Origin of the sequence: Burkholderia sp. AU31652, from assembly GCF_002223155.1 — a bacterium.
Classification (GTDB): domain Bacteria; phylum Pseudomonadota; class Gammaproteobacteria; order Burkholderiales; family Burkholderiaceae; genus Burkholderia.
In genome coordinates this window covers 209,647-226,833 of record NZ_NKFG01000004.1, presented here as the reverse complement: position 1 = coordinate 226,833, position 17,187 = coordinate 209,647, and the positions used below count along the sequence as shown (strand labels likewise).

Genomic DNA, 17,187 nt, shown 5'->3' with positions numbered 1-17,187 from the left:
TCAGAAGTTCTGGTAGTAGACGTACGGCGTTTGCTTCACGCGCGATTCCTGCTGCTCGGCGCGCTCTTCGAGGTCGATCGGCTGCTTGTCCCACAGCAGGGAACGGCCCTTGCGCTGCTCGTCCTCGAGCGTCGGCTTCTGCTGCTTGAGCTGGTTCAGGAACTGCGTGACATCGGACTGGTACGGCATGGCTGGGTTTTCCGTTTCGGGCGGCGCACGATGCGCCGGATTCACGATGGCGGGATTTTACCGCATCGCGGGAACGGCCGGCGTCAATCGCGCGTCGAATCCGCTGGCCGGTACCGGCGGACATCGTGCGGCGGCCCTTCCGGTGGCTTGGCACTCTTTCACAATCGTTTGGCGGTGACGTCGGCGCCCTGTGGTCAAATACAGGGTTTTCCACGAAACCGTAACACTCCGAGACGGCGAGGTCATATTTGGCGGGGCAGTCGAACCAGCAAGCACACACGGCGCATGACGCGAGCCCGCGCGCGGCACGCGAGCGCGCCGCCGCCGCGGCCCGCGTCGCGCGGGCGGCCCTCGCGGGTTGCCTGGCCGCGTGCTTCGCGCTGCCGGCCCATGCGAAGTACGACGTCGACATCGACGCGCCGCGTTCGATCCGCAAGCTCCTGAAGACGCATCTCGACATCGCGCGCTTCGCGAAGCGTGACGACATCAGCGACGACCAGTTCGACTTCCTCGTGACCGCCACGCCGCAGCAGGTGCGCGACCTCACCGCGACGGCCGGCTATTTCTCGCCGGTCGTGCGCACCGACGTGCGCACGCGCGACGGCAAGCGCGACGTGCGCATCGCGGTCGATCCGGGCAAGCAGACGATCGTGTCGAGCGTCGACCTGACGTTCAAGGGGCCCATCGACACCGAGGATCCGAAGCAGGAAGCCGCGACCCGCTTCGCGTTCTCGCTGAAGCCGGGCGATCCGTTCACGCAGTCCGACTGGGACGGCGCGAAGGGCGCGGCGCTCAGGCAACTGCAGTCGCACCGCTATCTCGGCGGGAAGATCGCGTCGTCCGAAGCGCGCATCGACCCGCGCACGCAGCGCGCGATGCTCGCGGTCACGTTCGACAGCGGCCCGACGTTCACGATCGGCAAGGTCGACGTCGACGGCGTGCGGCGCTATCCGGAAAAGATCGTCACGAACGTCAATCCGCTGTCGGAAGGCGAGATCTACGACGTGCAGCGGATCACCGAACTGCAGCGGCAGTTGCAGAACACGCCGTATTACGCGAGCGTCGCGATCGACGTCGGCGACGATACGGCGAAGCCCGAGCGCACGCCCGTGCACGTGAAGGTCAGCGAGTTTCCGTACAACAACATCCGCGGCGGCGTCGGCTTTGCCACCGATACCGGGCCGCACGTGCAGGGTTCCTACACGTATCTCGACACGTTCGGCGCCGCGTGGCCGCTGACCGTGTCGGGCCGGCTCGACCAGATCCAGCAATACGGGCAGGTCCAGCTGTCGATGCCGCCGGGCGAGAAGGGCTGGACCAACAGCGTGCTCGCGTCGTACACGAACACCAACGTGTCGGACACGCGCATCTACAGCGCGCGGGTCGGCGTGCAGCGCACGCGCACCGGCCAGTTCATCGACTATGCGTATTCGCTGATGTACTACCAGGACCGGCTCGACCAGAACGGCGCCGGGCCGACCACGAGCCGCGCGCTCGTGCCGCAATGGGCGTGGACGCGCCGCAACGTCGACGATCCGCTGTTTCCGCGTTCGGGCAACCTGATCCACGCGGAGGCCGGCTTCGCGGTCAAGGGCGTGCTGACCGACCAGTCCTTCATCCGCGGCTACGCGCGCGGCCAGCAGTACCTGCCGATCGGCAAGCGCGACCTGTTCGTGTTCCGTGCGGAGCTCGGCGGCGTGTTCACGAGCGGCAGCTCGACCGGCGTGCCGGCGTCGCTGCTGTTCCGCGCGGGCGGCTCGAACTCGGTGCGCGGCTACGGCTACCAGAGCATCGGTAACAGCGTCGACGGCTCCGTGCTGCCGACCAAGTACCTGATGACGGGCACCGCCGAATACCAGCACTGGTTCAACCGCGACTGGGGCGCGGCGACGTTCTTCGACATCGGCACTGCCACCGATGCGTGGGGCGAGCGCGTGTTCTACCCGGGTGTCGGCATCGGCGCGCGCTGGCGCAGCCCCGTCGGCCCGATCAACGTCGACGTCGCGTACGGGTTGCGCAACCATAGCGTGCGCCCGTACCTGACGCTCGGCATCGCTTTCTGACCGTACCGCTTCACCGACGACGAACCGCATGACGAAGGACCCGAACGACACGCCGCCGCCTCACGATCCGGACTCGCCCGACGGCGCGCCCGACGCGCCGCCGCGCACGCCGCGCCGCGGGCCCGTCGCGTGGATCGGGCGGTTCGTCGCGTGGACGCTTGTCACGGTCGTGCTGCTCGTCGTGCTGGCGGTCGGCCTCGTGCTGGCCGCGGCGACGACCGAGCACGGCACGCGGCTCGCGTGGCAGGTGGCCGGTCGCGTGCTCGGCGCGCGGCTCGCGGGCACGCTCGACGGCGGCGCGCTTGCGACCGGTGTGCGGTTGCGCGGATTCGCGTGGACGAGCCCCGACGGCACCGGCACCGAAATCCGCATCGACCGGCTCGACGGCCGCTGGGCCCTGACCCGCGCGCCGTGGCGGCTGTCCATCGCGTACCTTCGCGCCGGCACGATCGACGTGCGGATCGCGCCGGGGCCGTCGACGCCGAGTACGACGCCGCAGGACCTGAGCCTGCCGCTGCAGTTGCGGATCGACGACCTGCGCGTCGATCACCTCGCGATCCACGACGGCGGCTCGACGACGCAGCTCGACCATATCGCACTGAACGGCCGCAGCGACGGCCGTCACCATGAACTCGTGCTCGCCGGCGTCGATACGCCGTACGGCGCGCTGACCGCACGCGCGAAGCTCGACGGCGTGAAGCCATTCGCGCTGACGGGTGACGCCACCTATGCAGGCAAGCTGTCCGACGAGCCGGTCGACGCGCGTGCGCGCGTGTCGGGGTCGCTCGAGGCGCTCGTCGCCGAAGTCGACGCAAGCGGGATGAAGCTGAACGGACGCGCGCACGTCGAGGCCGCGCCGTTCGGCGCGGTGCCGCTCACCCGCGCATCGCTCGCGTTCGATCACGTGAATCCGCAGGCGCTCGCGCCCGGCGCGCCGGCTGCCGATCTCGCGGTGCGCGCGGAACTCGCGCCGGTGACGGCGCCGGCCGGGGCCGAGCCCGCGAAGGGTTTTGCGGTGACGGGCCCGGTGTCGATCGTCAACGCGAAGCCCGGCACGCTCGGCGACCATTTGCTGCCGGTGATCGATGCGCACGCGAACGTGCATCTCGACGCGCACGCGCAGCGGATCGACGATCTCGCGCTGAAGCTGATCCGCGACGGCAGCGTGACCGGCAACGGCACGCTGACGGGTGGCAAGGGCCGCTTCGACCTGAAGGTCGCGAACCTCGACCTGAACGCGTTCGTCGCCGAGCTGCGACCGATGCGCCTCGCCGGCCCGCTCGGCGTGACGCTCGCGGGCGATGTCACGACCGTCGATTTCAACCTGAACGATCCGAAGCTCGCGCTCGGCGCCCGCGCGAAGGTTGCGCTGACGCCGCAGCAGACCGTGCTGACCGACGCGCGCGTGACGGCGGGCAAGGGCCGCATCGACCTGACGGGTGTGTTCCGCCACGATGCGCATTCGAGCTATGACGCGAAGGCGACGCTGACCGCATTCGATCCGCTGCTGCTCGCCGCCATGAGCGCGCCGAAGGCGGGGGGCGGCAAGGCGCCCGCCAAGGCCACGAAAGCGCCGGCCCCGCGCGGCGAGACGCGCGTGTCGGGCACGCTGACGGCGTCGGGCGCATTCGCGCCGCAGGTATCGACGAAGGCGACCTTCAAGCTCGGCGACAGCCTGTACGACGGCGTGCCGCTGACCGGCGCCGGCGTCGTGCAGCTGGCCGGCTCGCGCATCTTGCCGAGCAACGCGAACCTGTCGATCGCGGGCAACCATGTCGACCTGCGCGGCAGCTTCGGTGCGCCCGGCGACCGGCTGCGCTTCGTCGTCGACGCGCCGCAGCTCGACCGGCTCGGCTTTGGCGTGCAAGGGCTCGTGCAGGCGCAGGGCGACCTGACCGGCAGCTTCGCGCACCCGAACGTGACGGCCACCTACAAGGCCGAGCACGTCGTCGTCGGCTCGAACCGGATCGGTGCCGCGCAGGGCCGCGCGGACATCCGCGACGGCGCGCACGGCGCGCTCGTGTTCACGGCCGATGCGTCCGACATCGCGCTCGGCTCGCTGAAGCTGAAATCGCTGCGCGCGAACCTCGACGGCACGCGCGCGAAGCACACGCTCGACGCGTCGGCGCTCGGGGCGGCCGGCGGCCGCGTGATCGACGTGACGCTCGCGGCGAATGGCGGCGTGGTCGAGAATCGCGACGGGATGCGCTGGGACGGCACCGTCACGCGTCTTGCGAACCGCGGCACGCCGACCATCGCGCTGCAGTCGCCGCTGACCGTGTCGGCCGGCGCCGGCCGCGTGACGCTCGGCGCGACGCGCCTCACGCTCGAAGGCGCGGCGATCGACCTGAAGTCGTTCGTGTTCGATCACGGCCAGATGCGCTCGGCGGGCTCGGTGACCGGTGCGTCGGTCGCGCGTTTCCTCGAGGTCCGCCAGGAACTGACGGGCCAGCGGCCGCCGGTGCGCACCGACGTCGTGCTCGATGCCGACTGGGATTTCTCGCTCGGCGCGAACGCGACAGGCTACGTGCAGGTGAAGCGCCGCGGCGGCGACGTGACGATCGAAAGCGGGCGCGGCATCGCCTCGCTGGGGCTGACCGACCTGTCCGCGCGCGCGAGCTTCACGCCCGGCAACCGGCTCAACGTGACGGCGCTCGCGAAGGCGGCCCGGATCGGCACGCTCGACGCGAACGTCACCGTGCCGTTCGCGCTGCGCGACGGGATGTTCGGCGTGGTCGACGACGGCCCGCTGTCGGGTCGCATCGACGCCGACATCCCGGCGCTGAAGACGACCGGCAACCTGTTCGGGCCGAGCTACCTGCTCGGCGGGCGCGCGGCGCTGAAGCTGACGGTCGCCGGCACGCCGGTGAAGCCGAACCTGTCGGGGATGCTGACGGGTGACGACCTGTCCGCGACGCTGATCGACCAGGGCGTGCAGCTGAAGGACGGCATCGTGCGCGTGAAGCTGTCGGAAAACCTCGTCGAATTCCAGCAGGTCGAGTTCCACGGCGGCGACGGTACGCTGCGCGCACTCGGCCGCGTGCGCCTCGACGGCGAGGCGCCCGACCTGACCGCGAGCATCGTCGCGGACAAGCTCGAACTGTTCGCGGCGCCGGACCGCAAGCTGTCGCTGTCGGGCAAGGCGACGGTTGCGAACGACGGGCCGCGTGGCGCACTGTCGATCGACGGCAAGTTCGTCGTCGACCGCGCGCTGTTCGACTTGCCCGAGGAATCGGCGCCGCACCTGTCGGACGATGTGGTGATCGAGCAGCCGGGCGGCACGGTGCGCGGCGAGACGCCGACCGGTTCCGCGGTCGCGAAGCCGAAGCCGGTCGAGGACAAGCCGGCGCCGTCGCTCGCGCCGCGCGCGAACATCGACATCGGCCTCGGCAACAACTTCCGCTTCAAGGGCCACGGCGCGGATCTCGGGCTGCGCGGCACGATCACCGTGATGAGCGCGCCGGGCGTGCCGCTGCGCGCGGTCGGCAACGTGCGCGTGACCGAAGGGTCGACGTACACGTCGTTCGGCCGCAAGCTCGCGGTCGAGAACGGCTTCTTCACGTTCAACGGCCCCGTGTCGAACCCGGGCGTCAACATCCTCGCGATGCGGCGCAACCAGGAGGTCGAGGCCGGCGTGCAGGTGACGGGCACGATCCAGTCGCTGACGGTCAAGCTCGTGTCGGAGCCGAACGTCACCGAAAACGAAAAACTGTCGTGGCTGTTGTTCGGGCACGGCACCGACCAGGGCAACAACGTCGGCCAGCAGGGTGCGATGACGGCGGCGCTCGGGCTGCTCGGCAGCGTGACCGGCAAGCGCGTCGCGCAGACCTTCGGTCTCGACGAGGTGTCGGTCGGCCGCAGTGAAGTCGGCCTGACCGATCCGCAGGTCGTGCTCGTGTCGAAGGCGATCAACGAGCGCTTCGTGCTCGGCTTCGAGCAGGGGCTGCAATCGGCGGCCAACGCGTTCAAGGCGACGATCAACCTGACGCGTTTCTGGTCGGTATCCGCGTACGGCGGCACGTTCCAGGGCGTCGACCTGAACTACACGCGGCGTTTTGATCGCTGGTTCAGCAGTGACCGCGGGGGCGGGCGGCGCGCCGAGCAGCCATGAAAAAAGCCCCGCACATTGAACTGCACCCCAAAAGTTGGACATCGATCCAACCTTTGGGGTGTTTTTCATGAGCAAGTACACGGAGCAGTTCAAGGTATCCATTGCAGAGGAGTACGAGTCCGGCCACGCTGGGTTCCGTGAGATGTCCAAGCGCCACGGCGTCGATGAGGCGACGATCCGCAAGTGGGTGGCGGCCCATCGCATACATGGTCCGGCAGGCTTGAAGAAGAAGTGCGAGCGCTACAGCGCAGAGTTCAAGTTGCTTGTACTGCAGCAAATGCGTAGCGAAGGGTTGTCAGCGCGTGAGACGGCTGCACGCTTCAACATTAGGAACCGTACGGCCATCGGCCAGTGGAAACGCCAGTATGATGAAGGCGGTATAGACGCACTGTCGCCGCGCCAGCGGGGGCGCCCCAGGAAGATGCCCAAGCCACCGCTCACGCCACCGCCGCTACCCGAGGACGATACGCGCTCCCGACAGGAACTACTCGACGAGTTGAACTTCCTGCGCATGGAGAACGCGTACTTAAAAAAGCTCGAAGCCTTGGCTCAAGCGCAGCAGCGATCAGCGCAACGCAAAAAGCGCAAATCGTGCTCGAGCTAAGGCAGCAATATCCGCTTGCGGGCTTGTTGAAGGTTGCCGGCTTGGCGCGCAGCACGTTCTACTATCATCAGAAATTGCTCGGAGCAGCCGACAAGTATGCCGATACAAGGGCAAGAATCTGCTCGCTGTTCGAACGGCACAAGGGCCGCTACGGCTATCGACGCATCACGCTCGCTCTACGTAATCTGGGACAGGTGATTAACCACAAGACTGTGGCGCGTCTGATGGGTGAGTTGCGGCTGAAGTCTTGTGTGCGCCCGAAGAAATACCGCTCCTACAAAGGTAGCGTCGGACGTGTTGCACCTCATGTTTTACAGCGTCGGTTCTACGCAAAGCGTCCGAATGAGAAGTGGGTAACGGATGTCACGGAATTCAACGTGGGTGGCCAGAAGCTGTACCTGTCACCAGTGCTCGATCTGTACAACGGCGAGATCATTGCTTATGAAACCGCGAGGCGCCCGGCGTTCGAGATGGTCAGCGCAATGCTTCGCAAGGCATTGGCGCGCTTGAAGTCACACGAGCGGCCTCTCTTGCATTCGGATCAGGGCTGGCAGTACCAGATGCCTGCGTATCGCCGCCTACTGCAGCAACGAGCGCTCACGCAAAGCATGTCGCGTAAAGGGAATTGCCTGGACAACGCCGCCATGGAGAGCTTCTTCGGCACGCTGAAATCCGAGTTCTTCCATCTGAATCGGTTCCGCAACCTGGACGAACTGCAAACCGGCTTGGCAAGCTACATCCACTACTACAATCACGACCGCATCAAACTGAAACTAAAAGGGCTGAGTCCCGTGCAATACAGAACTCAGCCCTAGCCGTCATAACCCGTCCAACTTTACGGGGTCAGTTCACATCGTGCGGGGCTTCTTTTTCGCGCAAGCGGCAGCGCGTTCGGCTTACTTCACGCGCATGCCGGGCTTCGCGCCGCTGTGCGGCTCGAGGATGTAGAGGCCCGGCTCGGCCTTCTCGTCGGTGGCCGACGCGGCGAGCACCATCCCTTCGGACAGGCCGAACTTCATCTTGCGCGGCGCGAGGTTCGCGACCATCACGGTCAGCTTGCCGACGAGCTGCTCGGGCTGGTACGCGGACTTGATGCCCGAGAACACGTTGCGGGTCTTTTCCTCGCCGACGTCGAGCGTGAGCTGCAGCAGCTTGTCCGAGCCTTCGACGGCCTGGCACGCGACGATCTTCGCGATGCGCAGGTCGATCTTCGCGAAATCGTCGATCGAGATCGGTGCGTCGTCCGCGCCGTTCACGACAGCCTGCTTCGCGTTCGCCTTCGCGTTGTTCTTCGCATCCTTCGCGGCGTTCGCGCTCGCGGCAGCCGCGCCGGTGGCTTCGGCCTGCAGCGAATCGCGGTTCGCGGCGAGCAGCGCTTCGATCTGCTTCGGGTCGACGCGCGTCATCAGGTGCTGGTACGCCTTGATCGGCTGCTCCGACGACAGCGGCTTCGCGGCATCGGCCCAGGCGAGCGGCGCGATCCCGAAGAACGACTCGACGGCTTCGGCCACGCGCGGCATCACCGGCTTCAGCGCGAGCGACAGCAGGCGGAACGACTCGAGGCTCACGCTGCAGGTTTCGTGCAGCGCGACCGCGTTGGCCGGATCCTTTGCGAGATCCCACGGCTTCGCGCCGTCGACGTACGCGTTCACCTCGTCCGCGAGCTCCATCGTGTGGCGCAGCGCGCGGCCGTACTCGCGTGCCTCGTAGTGCGCGGCGATCTGCGGGATCGCCTCGCGCAGCTTCGCGACGAGCGGATGGTTCATCGCGCTGTCCTGCACGCGGCCGTCGAAGCGCTTGATCAGGAAGCCTGCCGCGCGGCTCGCGATGTTCACGTACTTGCCGACGAGGTCACTGTTCACGCGCGCCTGGAAGTCGTCGAGGTTCAGGTCGATGTCTTCCATCGTCGCGTTCAGCTTCGCGGCGAAGTAGTAGCGCAGCCATTCGGGGTTCAGGCCCGTGTCGATGTAGCTCTGCGCGGTGATGAACGTGCCGCGCGACTTCGACATCTTCGCGCCGTCGACCGTCAGGAACCCGTGCGCGAACACGTTGGTCGGCGTGCGATGGCCCGAGAACTCGAGCATCGCGGGCCAGAACAGCGTGTGGAAGTACAGGATGTCCTTGCCGATGAAGTGGTACTGCTCGGTGGTCGAGCCCGGGCGGACCCACGCATCGAAGTCGATGCCGTTGCGCTCGCACAGGTTCTTGAAGCTCGCGTAGTAGCCGACCGGCGCGTCGAGCCACACGTAGAAATACTTGCCGGGCGCGCCCGGGATCTCGAAGCCGAAATACGGCGCGTCACGCGAGATGTCCCAGTCGGCGAGCTTGGCCTCGCCGGCGTCGCCGAGCCATTCGCGCATCTTGTTGGTCGCTTCGGGCTGCGCGAGGCCGCTCACCCATTCGCGCAGGAACGTTTCGCAGCGCGGATCGGACAGGCGGAAGAAGTAGTGCTTCGAGGTCTTGCGCACCGGCGTCGCGCCCGACACGACCGAATACGGGTTCAGCAGTTCGGTCGGCAGGTAGGTCGAGCCGCACACTTCGCAGTTGTCGCCGTACTGGTCCTTCGCGTGGCACTTCGGGCACTCGCCCTTAATGAAGCGATCCGGCAGGAACATTTCCTTGACGGGATCGTATGCCTGCTCGATCTCGCGCTCGGCGATGAAGCCGGCGTCCTGCAACGCGACGTAGATCTTCTCGCTCAGCACGCGGTTCTCGTCCGAATCGGTCGAGTAGAAGTTGTCGAACGACACGCCGAAGCTGTCGAAGTCGCGCTTGTGTTCGGTCCACACGCGATCGATCAGCTGCTTCGGGGTCAGGCCTTCCTTCTCCGCGCGCAGCATGATCGGCGTGCCGTGCGTGTCGTCGGCGCCGATGTAGTAGACCTCATGGCCATGCATTCGCAGCGTCCGCACCCAGATGTCGGTCTGGATGTACTCGACCAGGTGGCCGATGTGGATCTGCCCGTTGGCATAGGGCAGTGCGGACGTAACGAGGATCTGGCGGCCGCCTTGCGGCGCCGCAGCCTGCACGGAAGTGAGGTCGGATGCGGACATAGGGTCTGTAGAGGAACGGCGGAAAAACGACGGGAAACTGCGATTCTAGCAGGGGCGCGCGTCAGCGACGCGGGCAGGCGCCCTCGACCGGGCGCCGAAAGAGGCGGGGCCACGCAAGCGGCGTGCCCGAGGGCGGTGTGCTGCGGCGCAGCACGATTTCTGCGGGCAAAAAAAACCGGGGCGGATACGGCCCCGGAGCAACAACGACAAGAGGAGAATGGTGACGCGCCGGCAACACCAGCCGCGTACCGTAAATACTGACCACGGCCTGCGACAGAAGTTCGAAAATTTTTTCGATTTGTTACCGGGTCCGCCGGAAGCCTTGTCCGGCGGGGCTGCGCGGGCCGCGAGCCCGCGCGTTCCCCTCGTCGTGCGCTTACTGCGCCTGCGCTGCGCGCAGGTAGATTTCGACGCGGCGGTTCTGTGCGCGGCCGGCTTCGGTCGCGTTGTCCGCGATCGGGTTCGATGCGCCCATGCCTTGCGCCGACAGGCGGCCGCCGTTCACGCCGCGCTGCGCCAGTGCGTTCACGACGCTTTGCGCGCGGTTCTGCGACAGCGTCTGGTTCAGCTGCGCCGAGCCCGTGCTGTCCGTGTAGCCGACGATCGAAGCCGTCACTTGCGGGTTCTGGTTCAGCGTCGTCGCCAGGTCGTTCAGCAGCGGCGTGAAGGCCGGCGTGATCGCGTACTGATTCGTCGCGAACGTCACCGAGCTCGGCACGTTCAGCTTCAGCGAGCCGTCCGGCTGCTCGGTCACTTGCGTGCCCGTTTGCGCTGCCGACGGTGCGAGCTTGTTCTTGATCGCCTGCCAGTTGTAACCCGTCACGCCGCCGACCAGTGCGCCGACGCCAGCGCCGATCGCCGCGCCCTTGCCGCCGCCTGCCAGCGCGCCGATGCCTGCGCCCAGTGCTGCGCCCGTGCCGGTACCGACGGCCGCGTTGTTGCCTTGCTGCGTGGCGCAGCCTGCCAGCAGTGCGCCGGCCAATGCGAAGACGGACAAGCGGGTCGCGATTTTCATGTTCATCTTGGATTCCTCTCTTGGTTGAACGAGTCGACAACGACGACAACAACAGTTATGGCTCCCTGCGCGGGCCGCCCGAAAAAGGAGGGCAGGCCCGTGCTCGCGGCAGCCGCCGAGGTGGCTGCATGCCCTGCCCGTCAGCGTGGCTGTTGGGACAGTGCGACGCGTCAGCCTCTACAATATAGGCGGTAAGTGGCCGATTTGGCCCCATAGCATGCCGCACGCGAAGAGTGCGCCGGGTCGCGCGTTCGCGCAATGGCGTGCAACAGATTCTTTCACTTTTCCCGATTTTCGCGCCGAAATTTGATATTTTTTGACGTTTGCGCGCGAGAAAAACGTTTTCACGGAGTTTCGATGAGCATTGACCGGGCACAAGTCGACGCCGCTTTGGCGGCTGTCGTCGACCCCAATACCGGCCGTCCGTATGCGGCGAACAAGGGCGTGCGCAACGTCGCGATCGACGGCGACGTCGTGGCGCTCGACGTGGTGCTCGGTTATCCCGCGCGCAGCCAGCACGACGACGTGCGTGCCCGCGTCACCGCGGCGCTGCAGGCCGTGGCCGGCGTGCGCGACGCGCGCGTCGCGGTCTCGCAGGAGATCGTCGCGCACACGGTGCAGCGCGGCGTGAAATTGCTGCCGAACGTGAAGAACATCGTCGCGGTCGCATCGGGCAAGGGCGGTGTCGGCAAGAGCACGACGGCCGTCAACCTCGCGCTCGCGCTCGCCGCGGAAGGCGCGTCGGTCGGCATCCTCGACGCCGACATCTACGGCCCGTCGCTGCCGACGATGCTCGGCATCCACGGCCAGCGTCCCGAGTCGCCCGACAACCAGTCGATGAACCCGCTCGTCGGCCACGGGCTGCAGGCGAACTCGATCGGCTTCCTGATCGAGGAAGACAACCCGATGGTATGGCGCGGCCCGATGGCGACCTCCGCGCTCGAGCAGCTGCTGCGCCAGACCAACTGGCGCGAGCTCGACTACCTGATCGTCGACATGCCGCCCGGCACGGGCGACATCCAGCTGACGCTCGCGCAGCGCGTGCCCGTCACCGGCGCGGTGATCGTCACGACGCCGCAGGACATCGCGCTGCTCGACGCGAAGAAGGGCCTGAAGATGTTCGAGAAGGTCGGGATTCCGATCCTCGGCATCGTCGAGAACATGAGCATCCACATCTGCTCGAACTGCGGCCACGAGGAGCACGTCTTCGGCGCCGGCGGGGCCGAGCGGATGGCGAAGGAGTACGGCGTCAACGTGCTCGGCAGCCTGCCGCTCGACATCGCGATCCGTGAGCGCGCCGACAGCGGCACGCCGACGGTCGTGGCCGATTCGGAAGGCGCGCTGGCGCATCGCTATCGCGAAATCGCGCGCGGTGTTGCGCTGGCGATTGCCGAGCGATCGCGCGACATGACGTCGAAGTTCCCGTCGATCGTTGTTCAAAATACGTAAAACCCTTGCGGGGCGGGGCCTCACGCTGTTTACGGCGCCGCGAGGCGCGGTATCATGGCGACTTTTCCCGGGTCCCTTTACCCGCCCGGCGCGGCCGTCGTGTCAAACGGCCGTCAGCCGGCATGAGGATCGAATGAAACAACGACATCACGGCGTGTACGCCGGCCGCGCGCGGTGCGCGCTGCTGGCCGCCGCCGCGCTGGGCCTGCTGGCCGGCTGCACCTCCTTTTCCTCGTCGCACGAAAAACGGGCCGACGCACAACTGCAGCCGACGGTCGGCTCGCAGGCGCGCGGCGCGGTGACGTTCGTCGAGCGTCCGGACGGCGTGCAGGTCACCTACAACCTGGCCGGCTTGCCGCCGAACAGCGATCACGCCTTGCAGGTACACGAACGCGGCGACTGCAACGCGGGCGACGGCTCGAGCGCCGGCCAGGTGTTCGCGCCGGCGGCCGACCGGCTGCGCGCGGGTGCCCGCGTCGCCGGCGATCTCGGCAACATCCACGCGGACGCGAACGGCGTCGCGGCCGGCTTCATCGTCGCGCCCGATCTGGCCCTCGATGGTGTGCGCTCGGCGATGAACCGCGCGGCGCTGGTGCACCGCGAACCGAGCGATCCCGCGTTTCCGCAGCATGGCGCGGGGCCCGCGCTCGCTTGCGGCGTGATCCGGTGACGGCCGCTGCGTGCGCAGGCCGATGATCGCGTAAAATGTGCGCCTTTCCCGGCCGCTGCCTCGCGCGAGCGGCCCTCCCTGACTGTCACGCAGCGTTTCCAGGCGCCCTGATATGAAACGACCCCAACGCTCACTTCGTTCGCTGTCCCCCGAGGGGACGGCCAGCCTCCTTGGGACGGCCCGGCGGAGGCTGGCATGAGCATCAAGTCCGACAAATGGATTCGGCGCATGGCCGAAGAGCACAAGATGATCGAGCCGTTCGTGCCCGATCAGGTTCGCGCGTCCGAGGACGGCCGCCGGATCGTCAGCTACGGCACGTCGAGCTACGGCTACGACATCCGCTGCGCGGACGAATTCAAGATCTTCACGAACATCAACTCGACGATCGTCGACCCGAAGAACTTCGACGAGGGTTCGTTTGTCGATTTCAAGGGCGACGTGTGCATCATCCCGCCGAACTCGTTCGCGCTGGCCCGCACCGTCGAATATTTCCGCATCCCGCGCACGGTGCTGACGGTCTGCCTCGGCAAGTCGACCTATGCGCGCTGCGGGATCATCGTCAACGTGACGCCGTTCGAACCCGAGTGGGAAGGCTACGTCACGCTGGAATTCTCGAACACCACGCCGCTGCCCGCGAAGATCTACGCGAACGAAGGCGTCGCCCAGGTGCTCTTCTTCGAGAGCGACGAAGTGTGCGACGTGTCGTACGCGGATCGCGGCGGCAAGTATCAGGGGCAGCGTGGTGTCACGCTGCCGAAAACCTGATCTGGTTGCATAACGTCTCACCAGTTTCCGGGTGACCGCTGCGCGTGACGCGCCGCGGTCGTTCTTTTTGGAGAATCGCCCATGAAGTTTCGTTTCCCCGTCGTCATCATCGACGAAGATTTCCGCTCCGAGAACATCTCGGGCTCCGGCATCCGGGCGTTGGCCGAAGCGATCGAGAAGGAGGGCGTCGAAGTCCTCGGTCTCACGAGCTACGGTGATCTGACGTCGTTCGCGCAGCAGTCGAGCCGCGCGTCGTGCTTCATCCTGTCGATCGACGACGACGAACTCATGCTCGGCGAAACCGGTTCGGACGGCGAGCTGCCCGAGCTCGCGACCGCGATCATCGAGCTGCGCGCGTTCGTCACCGAAGTGCGCCGCCGCAACGCGGACATCCCGATCTTCCTGTACGGCGAGACGCGCACGTCGCGCCACCTGCCGAACGACATCCTGCGCGAGCTGCACGGCTTCATCCACATGTTCGAGGACACGCCGGAGTTCGTCGCCCGCCACATCATCCGCGAGGCGAAGGTCTATCTCGACTCGCTCGCGCCGCCGTTCTTCAAGGAGCTCGTGAAGTACGCGGACGAAGGCTCGTACTCGTGGCACTGCCCGGGCCACTCGGGCGGCGTCGCGTTCCTGAAGAACCCGCTCGGCCAGATGTTCCACCAGTTCTTCGGCGAGAACATGCTGCGCGCGGACGTCTGCAACGCAGTGGACGAACTCGGCCAGCTGCTCGACCACACGGGCCCCGTCGCGGCGTCCGAGCGCAACGCGGCGCGCATCTTCAGCGCGGACCACCTGTTCTTCGTGACCAACGGCACGTCGACGTCGAACAAGATCGTCTGGCACGCGACGGTCGCCCCGGGCGACATCGTGCTGGTCGACCGCAACTGCCACAAGTCGATCCTGCACGCGATCACGATGACGGGCGCGATCCCCGTGTTCCTCACGCCGACGCGCAACCACTTCGGCATCATCGGGCCGATCCCGCGCGACGAATTCAAGCCGGAGAACATCCGCAAGAAGATCGAGGCGAACCCGTTCGCGCGCGAAGCGATGCGCGAGAACCCGGACATGAAGCCGCGCATTCTGACGATCACGCAGAGCACGTACGACGGCGTCGTCTACAACGTCGAGATGATCAAGGACCTGCTCGGCGACCTGCTCGACACGCTGCACTTCGACGAAGCGTGGCTGCCGCACGCAACCTTCCACGATTTCTACCGCGACATGCACGCGATCGGCGACGGCCGTCCGCGCACCGGCGCGCTCGTGTTCGCGACGCACTCGACGCACAAGCTGCTCGCGGGCATCTCGCAGGCCTCGCAGATCGTCGTGCAGGATTCGGAGAACCGCACGTTCGACAAGCATCGCTTCAACGAGGCGTACCTGATGCACACGTCGACGAGCCCGCAGTACGCGATCATCGCGTCGTGCGACGTCGCGGCCGCGATGATGGAGCCGCCGGGCGGCACCGCGCTCGTCGAGGAATCGATCGCCGAGGCGATCGACTTCCGCCGCGCGATGCGCAAGGTCGACGCCGAATACGGCGACGACTGGTTCTTCAGCGTGTGGGGCCCGGACAACCTGTCCGAGGAAGGCATCGGTTCGCGCGAGGACTGGATGCTGAAGCCGAACGACCACTGGCACGGCTTCGGCCCGCTGGCGGAAGGCTTCAACATGCTCGACCCGATCAAGGCGACGATCATCACGCCGGGGCTCGACGTCGACGGCGAGTTCGGCGAGACCGGCATTCCGGCCGCGATCGTCACGAAGTACCTGGCCGAGCACGGGATCATCGTCGAGAAGACCGGCCTGTACTCGTTCTTCATCATGTTCACGATCGGCATCACGAAGGGCCGCTGGAACTCGATGGTGACCGAGCTGCAGCAGTTCAAGGACGACTACGACAACAACCAGCCGCTGTGGCGCGTGCTGCCGGAATTCGTCGCGCAGCATCCGCGCTACGAGCGTGTCGGCCTGCGCGACCTGTGCACGCAGATCCACGACGTGTACCGCGCGAACGACATCGCCCGCCTGACGACGGAGATGTACCTGTCGGACATGGAGCCGGCGATGAAGCCGTCGGACGCGTTCGCAAAGCTCGCGCACCGCAAGATCGACCGCGTGCCGCTCGACGAGCTCGAAGGCCGCGTGACGAGCATCCTGCTCACGCCGTACCCGCCGGGCATTCCGCTGCTGATCCCGGGCGAGCGCTTCAACAAGACGATCGTGAACTACCTGCGGTTCGCGCGCGACTTCAACGAGCGCTTCCCGGGCTTCCACACCGACATCCACGGCCTCGTCGCGGAAGAGGTGAACGGCCGGGTCGAGTACTTCGTCGACTGCGTGCGCGACTGATGGCGACGCACGGACGAATCCAGGCGATACGTGCGGCGCTGGCCGCGCTCGTCGTCTGGGCGGCAGCGGCGGCAGGGCTGGCGGGAGTCGGGGCCGCGCACGCGGAAGTCGCGGCGGCCGACCCGATCGACGTCGCGATGCGGCAGTGTCTCGCGCGGCGCGACCGGTCGTCACCGGCCGGCCAGATCCAGTGCATGGGCGAGGCGCAGCAGCAGTGGCAGGCCGTGATGGACGGCGCGTACCAGCGCCTGTTGAAGGATGCGCCGGCCGACGCGAAGCGCGGCTGGCAGGACAGCCAGCGCCATTGGCTCACGTGGCGCAAGGACGAAGTGCATCTGCTGAAGGCCGTGTACGACACCACGCGAGGGACGTCGTACGCGATGTCGAGTGCCGACCTGCAGCTGCAGCCGGTGCGCGATCGCGCACTGGCGCTGCGCGGTGCGGCCGATCGCTATGCGCCGCCGCCCGCCGCCGTGCCGGTCGTGGCCACGAGCGGCGTGCAGGGCAGCGTGGGTGATGTCCCGAGCGCGGCCAAACCGAACGCCAAACCGAACGCCAAGCCGGCGAACGCGCCGCGCGATCCGGCCGTGCGCCGCGTGCGGCCGTGCGAACAGGACGCCGCGTGCGAGCACGCGCTGTTCGACCTGAACCGCTATTACCAGAAGCTGCGCCGCAAGATGCCCGCGCATTCGGCCGCGACGCTCGTGCGCGCGCAGCGCGCGTGGGTCGGGTTCCGCGATGCGACGGCACCGCTCGTCGGCGAGGACGGCCGCGTCGACCTGATCGGCGCGCGCATCGCGACGATGAAGCGTCTGTCGGAGACGGCCGGCAACAAGTAAGCGCAATGGCGACGCCGGTGATCCGGCGAGACGGCAAAAAGCAAAACGGGCACCCGGAAAGGTGCCCG

11 protein-coding genes are annotated in these 17,187 nt (G+C 67.0%); 8 read left to right on the top strand and 3 right to left on the bottom strand.

Translation table 11 applies throughout. The features are described 5' to 3' along the window. A complete protein-coding gene (locus tag CFB40_RS13375) occupies positions 1–189 on the bottom strand; it encodes a DUF3460 family protein (protein ID WP_089426099.1) in 189 nt (62 codons plus the stop codon). A 248-nt stretch (positions 190–437) separates the two neighbouring features. Between CFB40_RS13375 and CFB40_RS13370 the strand changes: the two genes are divergently transcribed. The 3 genes from CFB40_RS13370 to CFB40_RS13360 all read left to right on the top strand — a co-directional run bounded on the left by CFB40_RS13370 (position 438) and on the right by CFB40_RS13360 (position 7,782). Next, positions 438–2,252, top strand: coding sequence for an autotransporter assembly complex protein TamA (locus tag CFB40_RS13370; protein WP_089431571.1), 1,815 nt, complete (start codon positions 438–440; stop codon positions 2,250–2,252). A 28-nt stretch (positions 2,253–2,280) separates the two neighbouring features. Continuing rightward, on the top strand, positions 2,281–6,363 hold the full coding sequence (locus tag CFB40_RS13365; RefSeq protein WP_089431570.1) for a translocation/assembly module TamB domain-containing protein: 4,083 nt from the start codon (positions 2,281–2,283) through the stop codon (positions 6,361–6,363). A gap of 67 nt (positions 6,364–6,430) precedes the next feature. Further along, a protein-coding gene (locus CFB40_RS13360; RefSeq protein ID WP_089430986.1) for an IS3 family transposase occupies positions 6,431–7,782 on the top strand; the annotation gives its coding sequence in 2 pieces (ribosomal slippage) (positions 6,431–6,905 and positions 6,905–7,782; 1,353 coding nt in all). An 81-nt stretch (positions 7,783–7,863) separates the two neighbouring features. On the opposite strand, the gene metG is transcribed toward CFB40_RS13360, so the two are convergent. Together metG and CFB40_RS13345 are read right to left on the bottom strand one after the other, a co-directional pair. Further along, positions 7,864–10,020, bottom strand: a complete 2,157-nt coding sequence (gene metG / locus CFB40_RS13355) for a methionine--tRNA ligase (RefSeq protein ID WP_089426096.1) — start codon at positions 10,018–10,020, stop codon at positions 7,864–7,866. A 376-nt stretch (positions 10,021–10,396) separates the two neighbouring features. Then, positions 10,397–11,041 (bottom strand): OmpA family protein, encoded by a 645-nt coding sequence (locus CFB40_RS13345; protein ID WP_043189806.1) that lies wholly within the window; start codon positions 11,039–11,041, stop codon positions 10,397–10,399. A gap of 351 nt (positions 11,042–11,392) precedes the next feature. Here CFB40_RS13345 and apbC point away from each other — a divergent pair, with 351 nt between their 5' ends. The 5 genes from apbC to CFB40_RS13320 all read left to right on the top strand — a co-directional run bounded on the left by apbC (position 11,393) and on the right by CFB40_RS13320 (position 17,119). Then, positions 11,393–12,484: an iron-sulfur cluster carrier protein ApbC gene (apbC, locus tag CFB40_RS13340; protein ID WP_089431569.1), complete on the top strand. Its 1,092-nt coding sequence runs from the start codon at positions 11,393–11,395 to the stop codon at positions 12,482–12,484. A gap of 133 nt (positions 12,485–12,617) precedes the next feature. After that, complete coding sequence (gene sodC / locus CFB40_RS13335; protein WP_089426094.1) at positions 12,618–13,154, top strand: superoxide dismutase [Cu-Zn]; 537 nt, start codon at positions 12,618–12,620, stop codon at positions 13,152–13,154. A gap of 195 nt (positions 13,155–13,349) precedes the next feature. Continuing rightward, complete coding sequence (gene dcd / locus CFB40_RS13330; protein WP_006398615.1) at positions 13,350–13,919, top strand: dCTP deaminase; 570 nt, start codon at positions 13,350–13,352, stop codon at positions 13,917–13,919. A gap of 81 nt (positions 13,920–14,000) precedes the next feature. Beyond that, positions 14,001–16,280, top strand: coding sequence for an arginine/lysine/ornithine decarboxylase (locus CFB40_RS13325; RefSeq protein ID WP_069248599.1), 2,280 nt, complete (start codon positions 14,001–14,003; stop codon positions 16,278–16,280). Then, positions 16,280–17,119, top strand: coding sequence for a lysozyme inhibitor LprI family protein (locus CFB40_RS13320; RefSeq protein WP_089431568.1), 840 nt, complete (start codon positions 16,280–16,282; stop codon positions 17,117–17,119). The genes CFB40_RS13325 and CFB40_RS13320 overlap by 1 nt, the downstream gene beginning before the upstream one ends. The last annotated feature ends 68 nt before the right edge of the window (positions 17,120–17,187 follow it).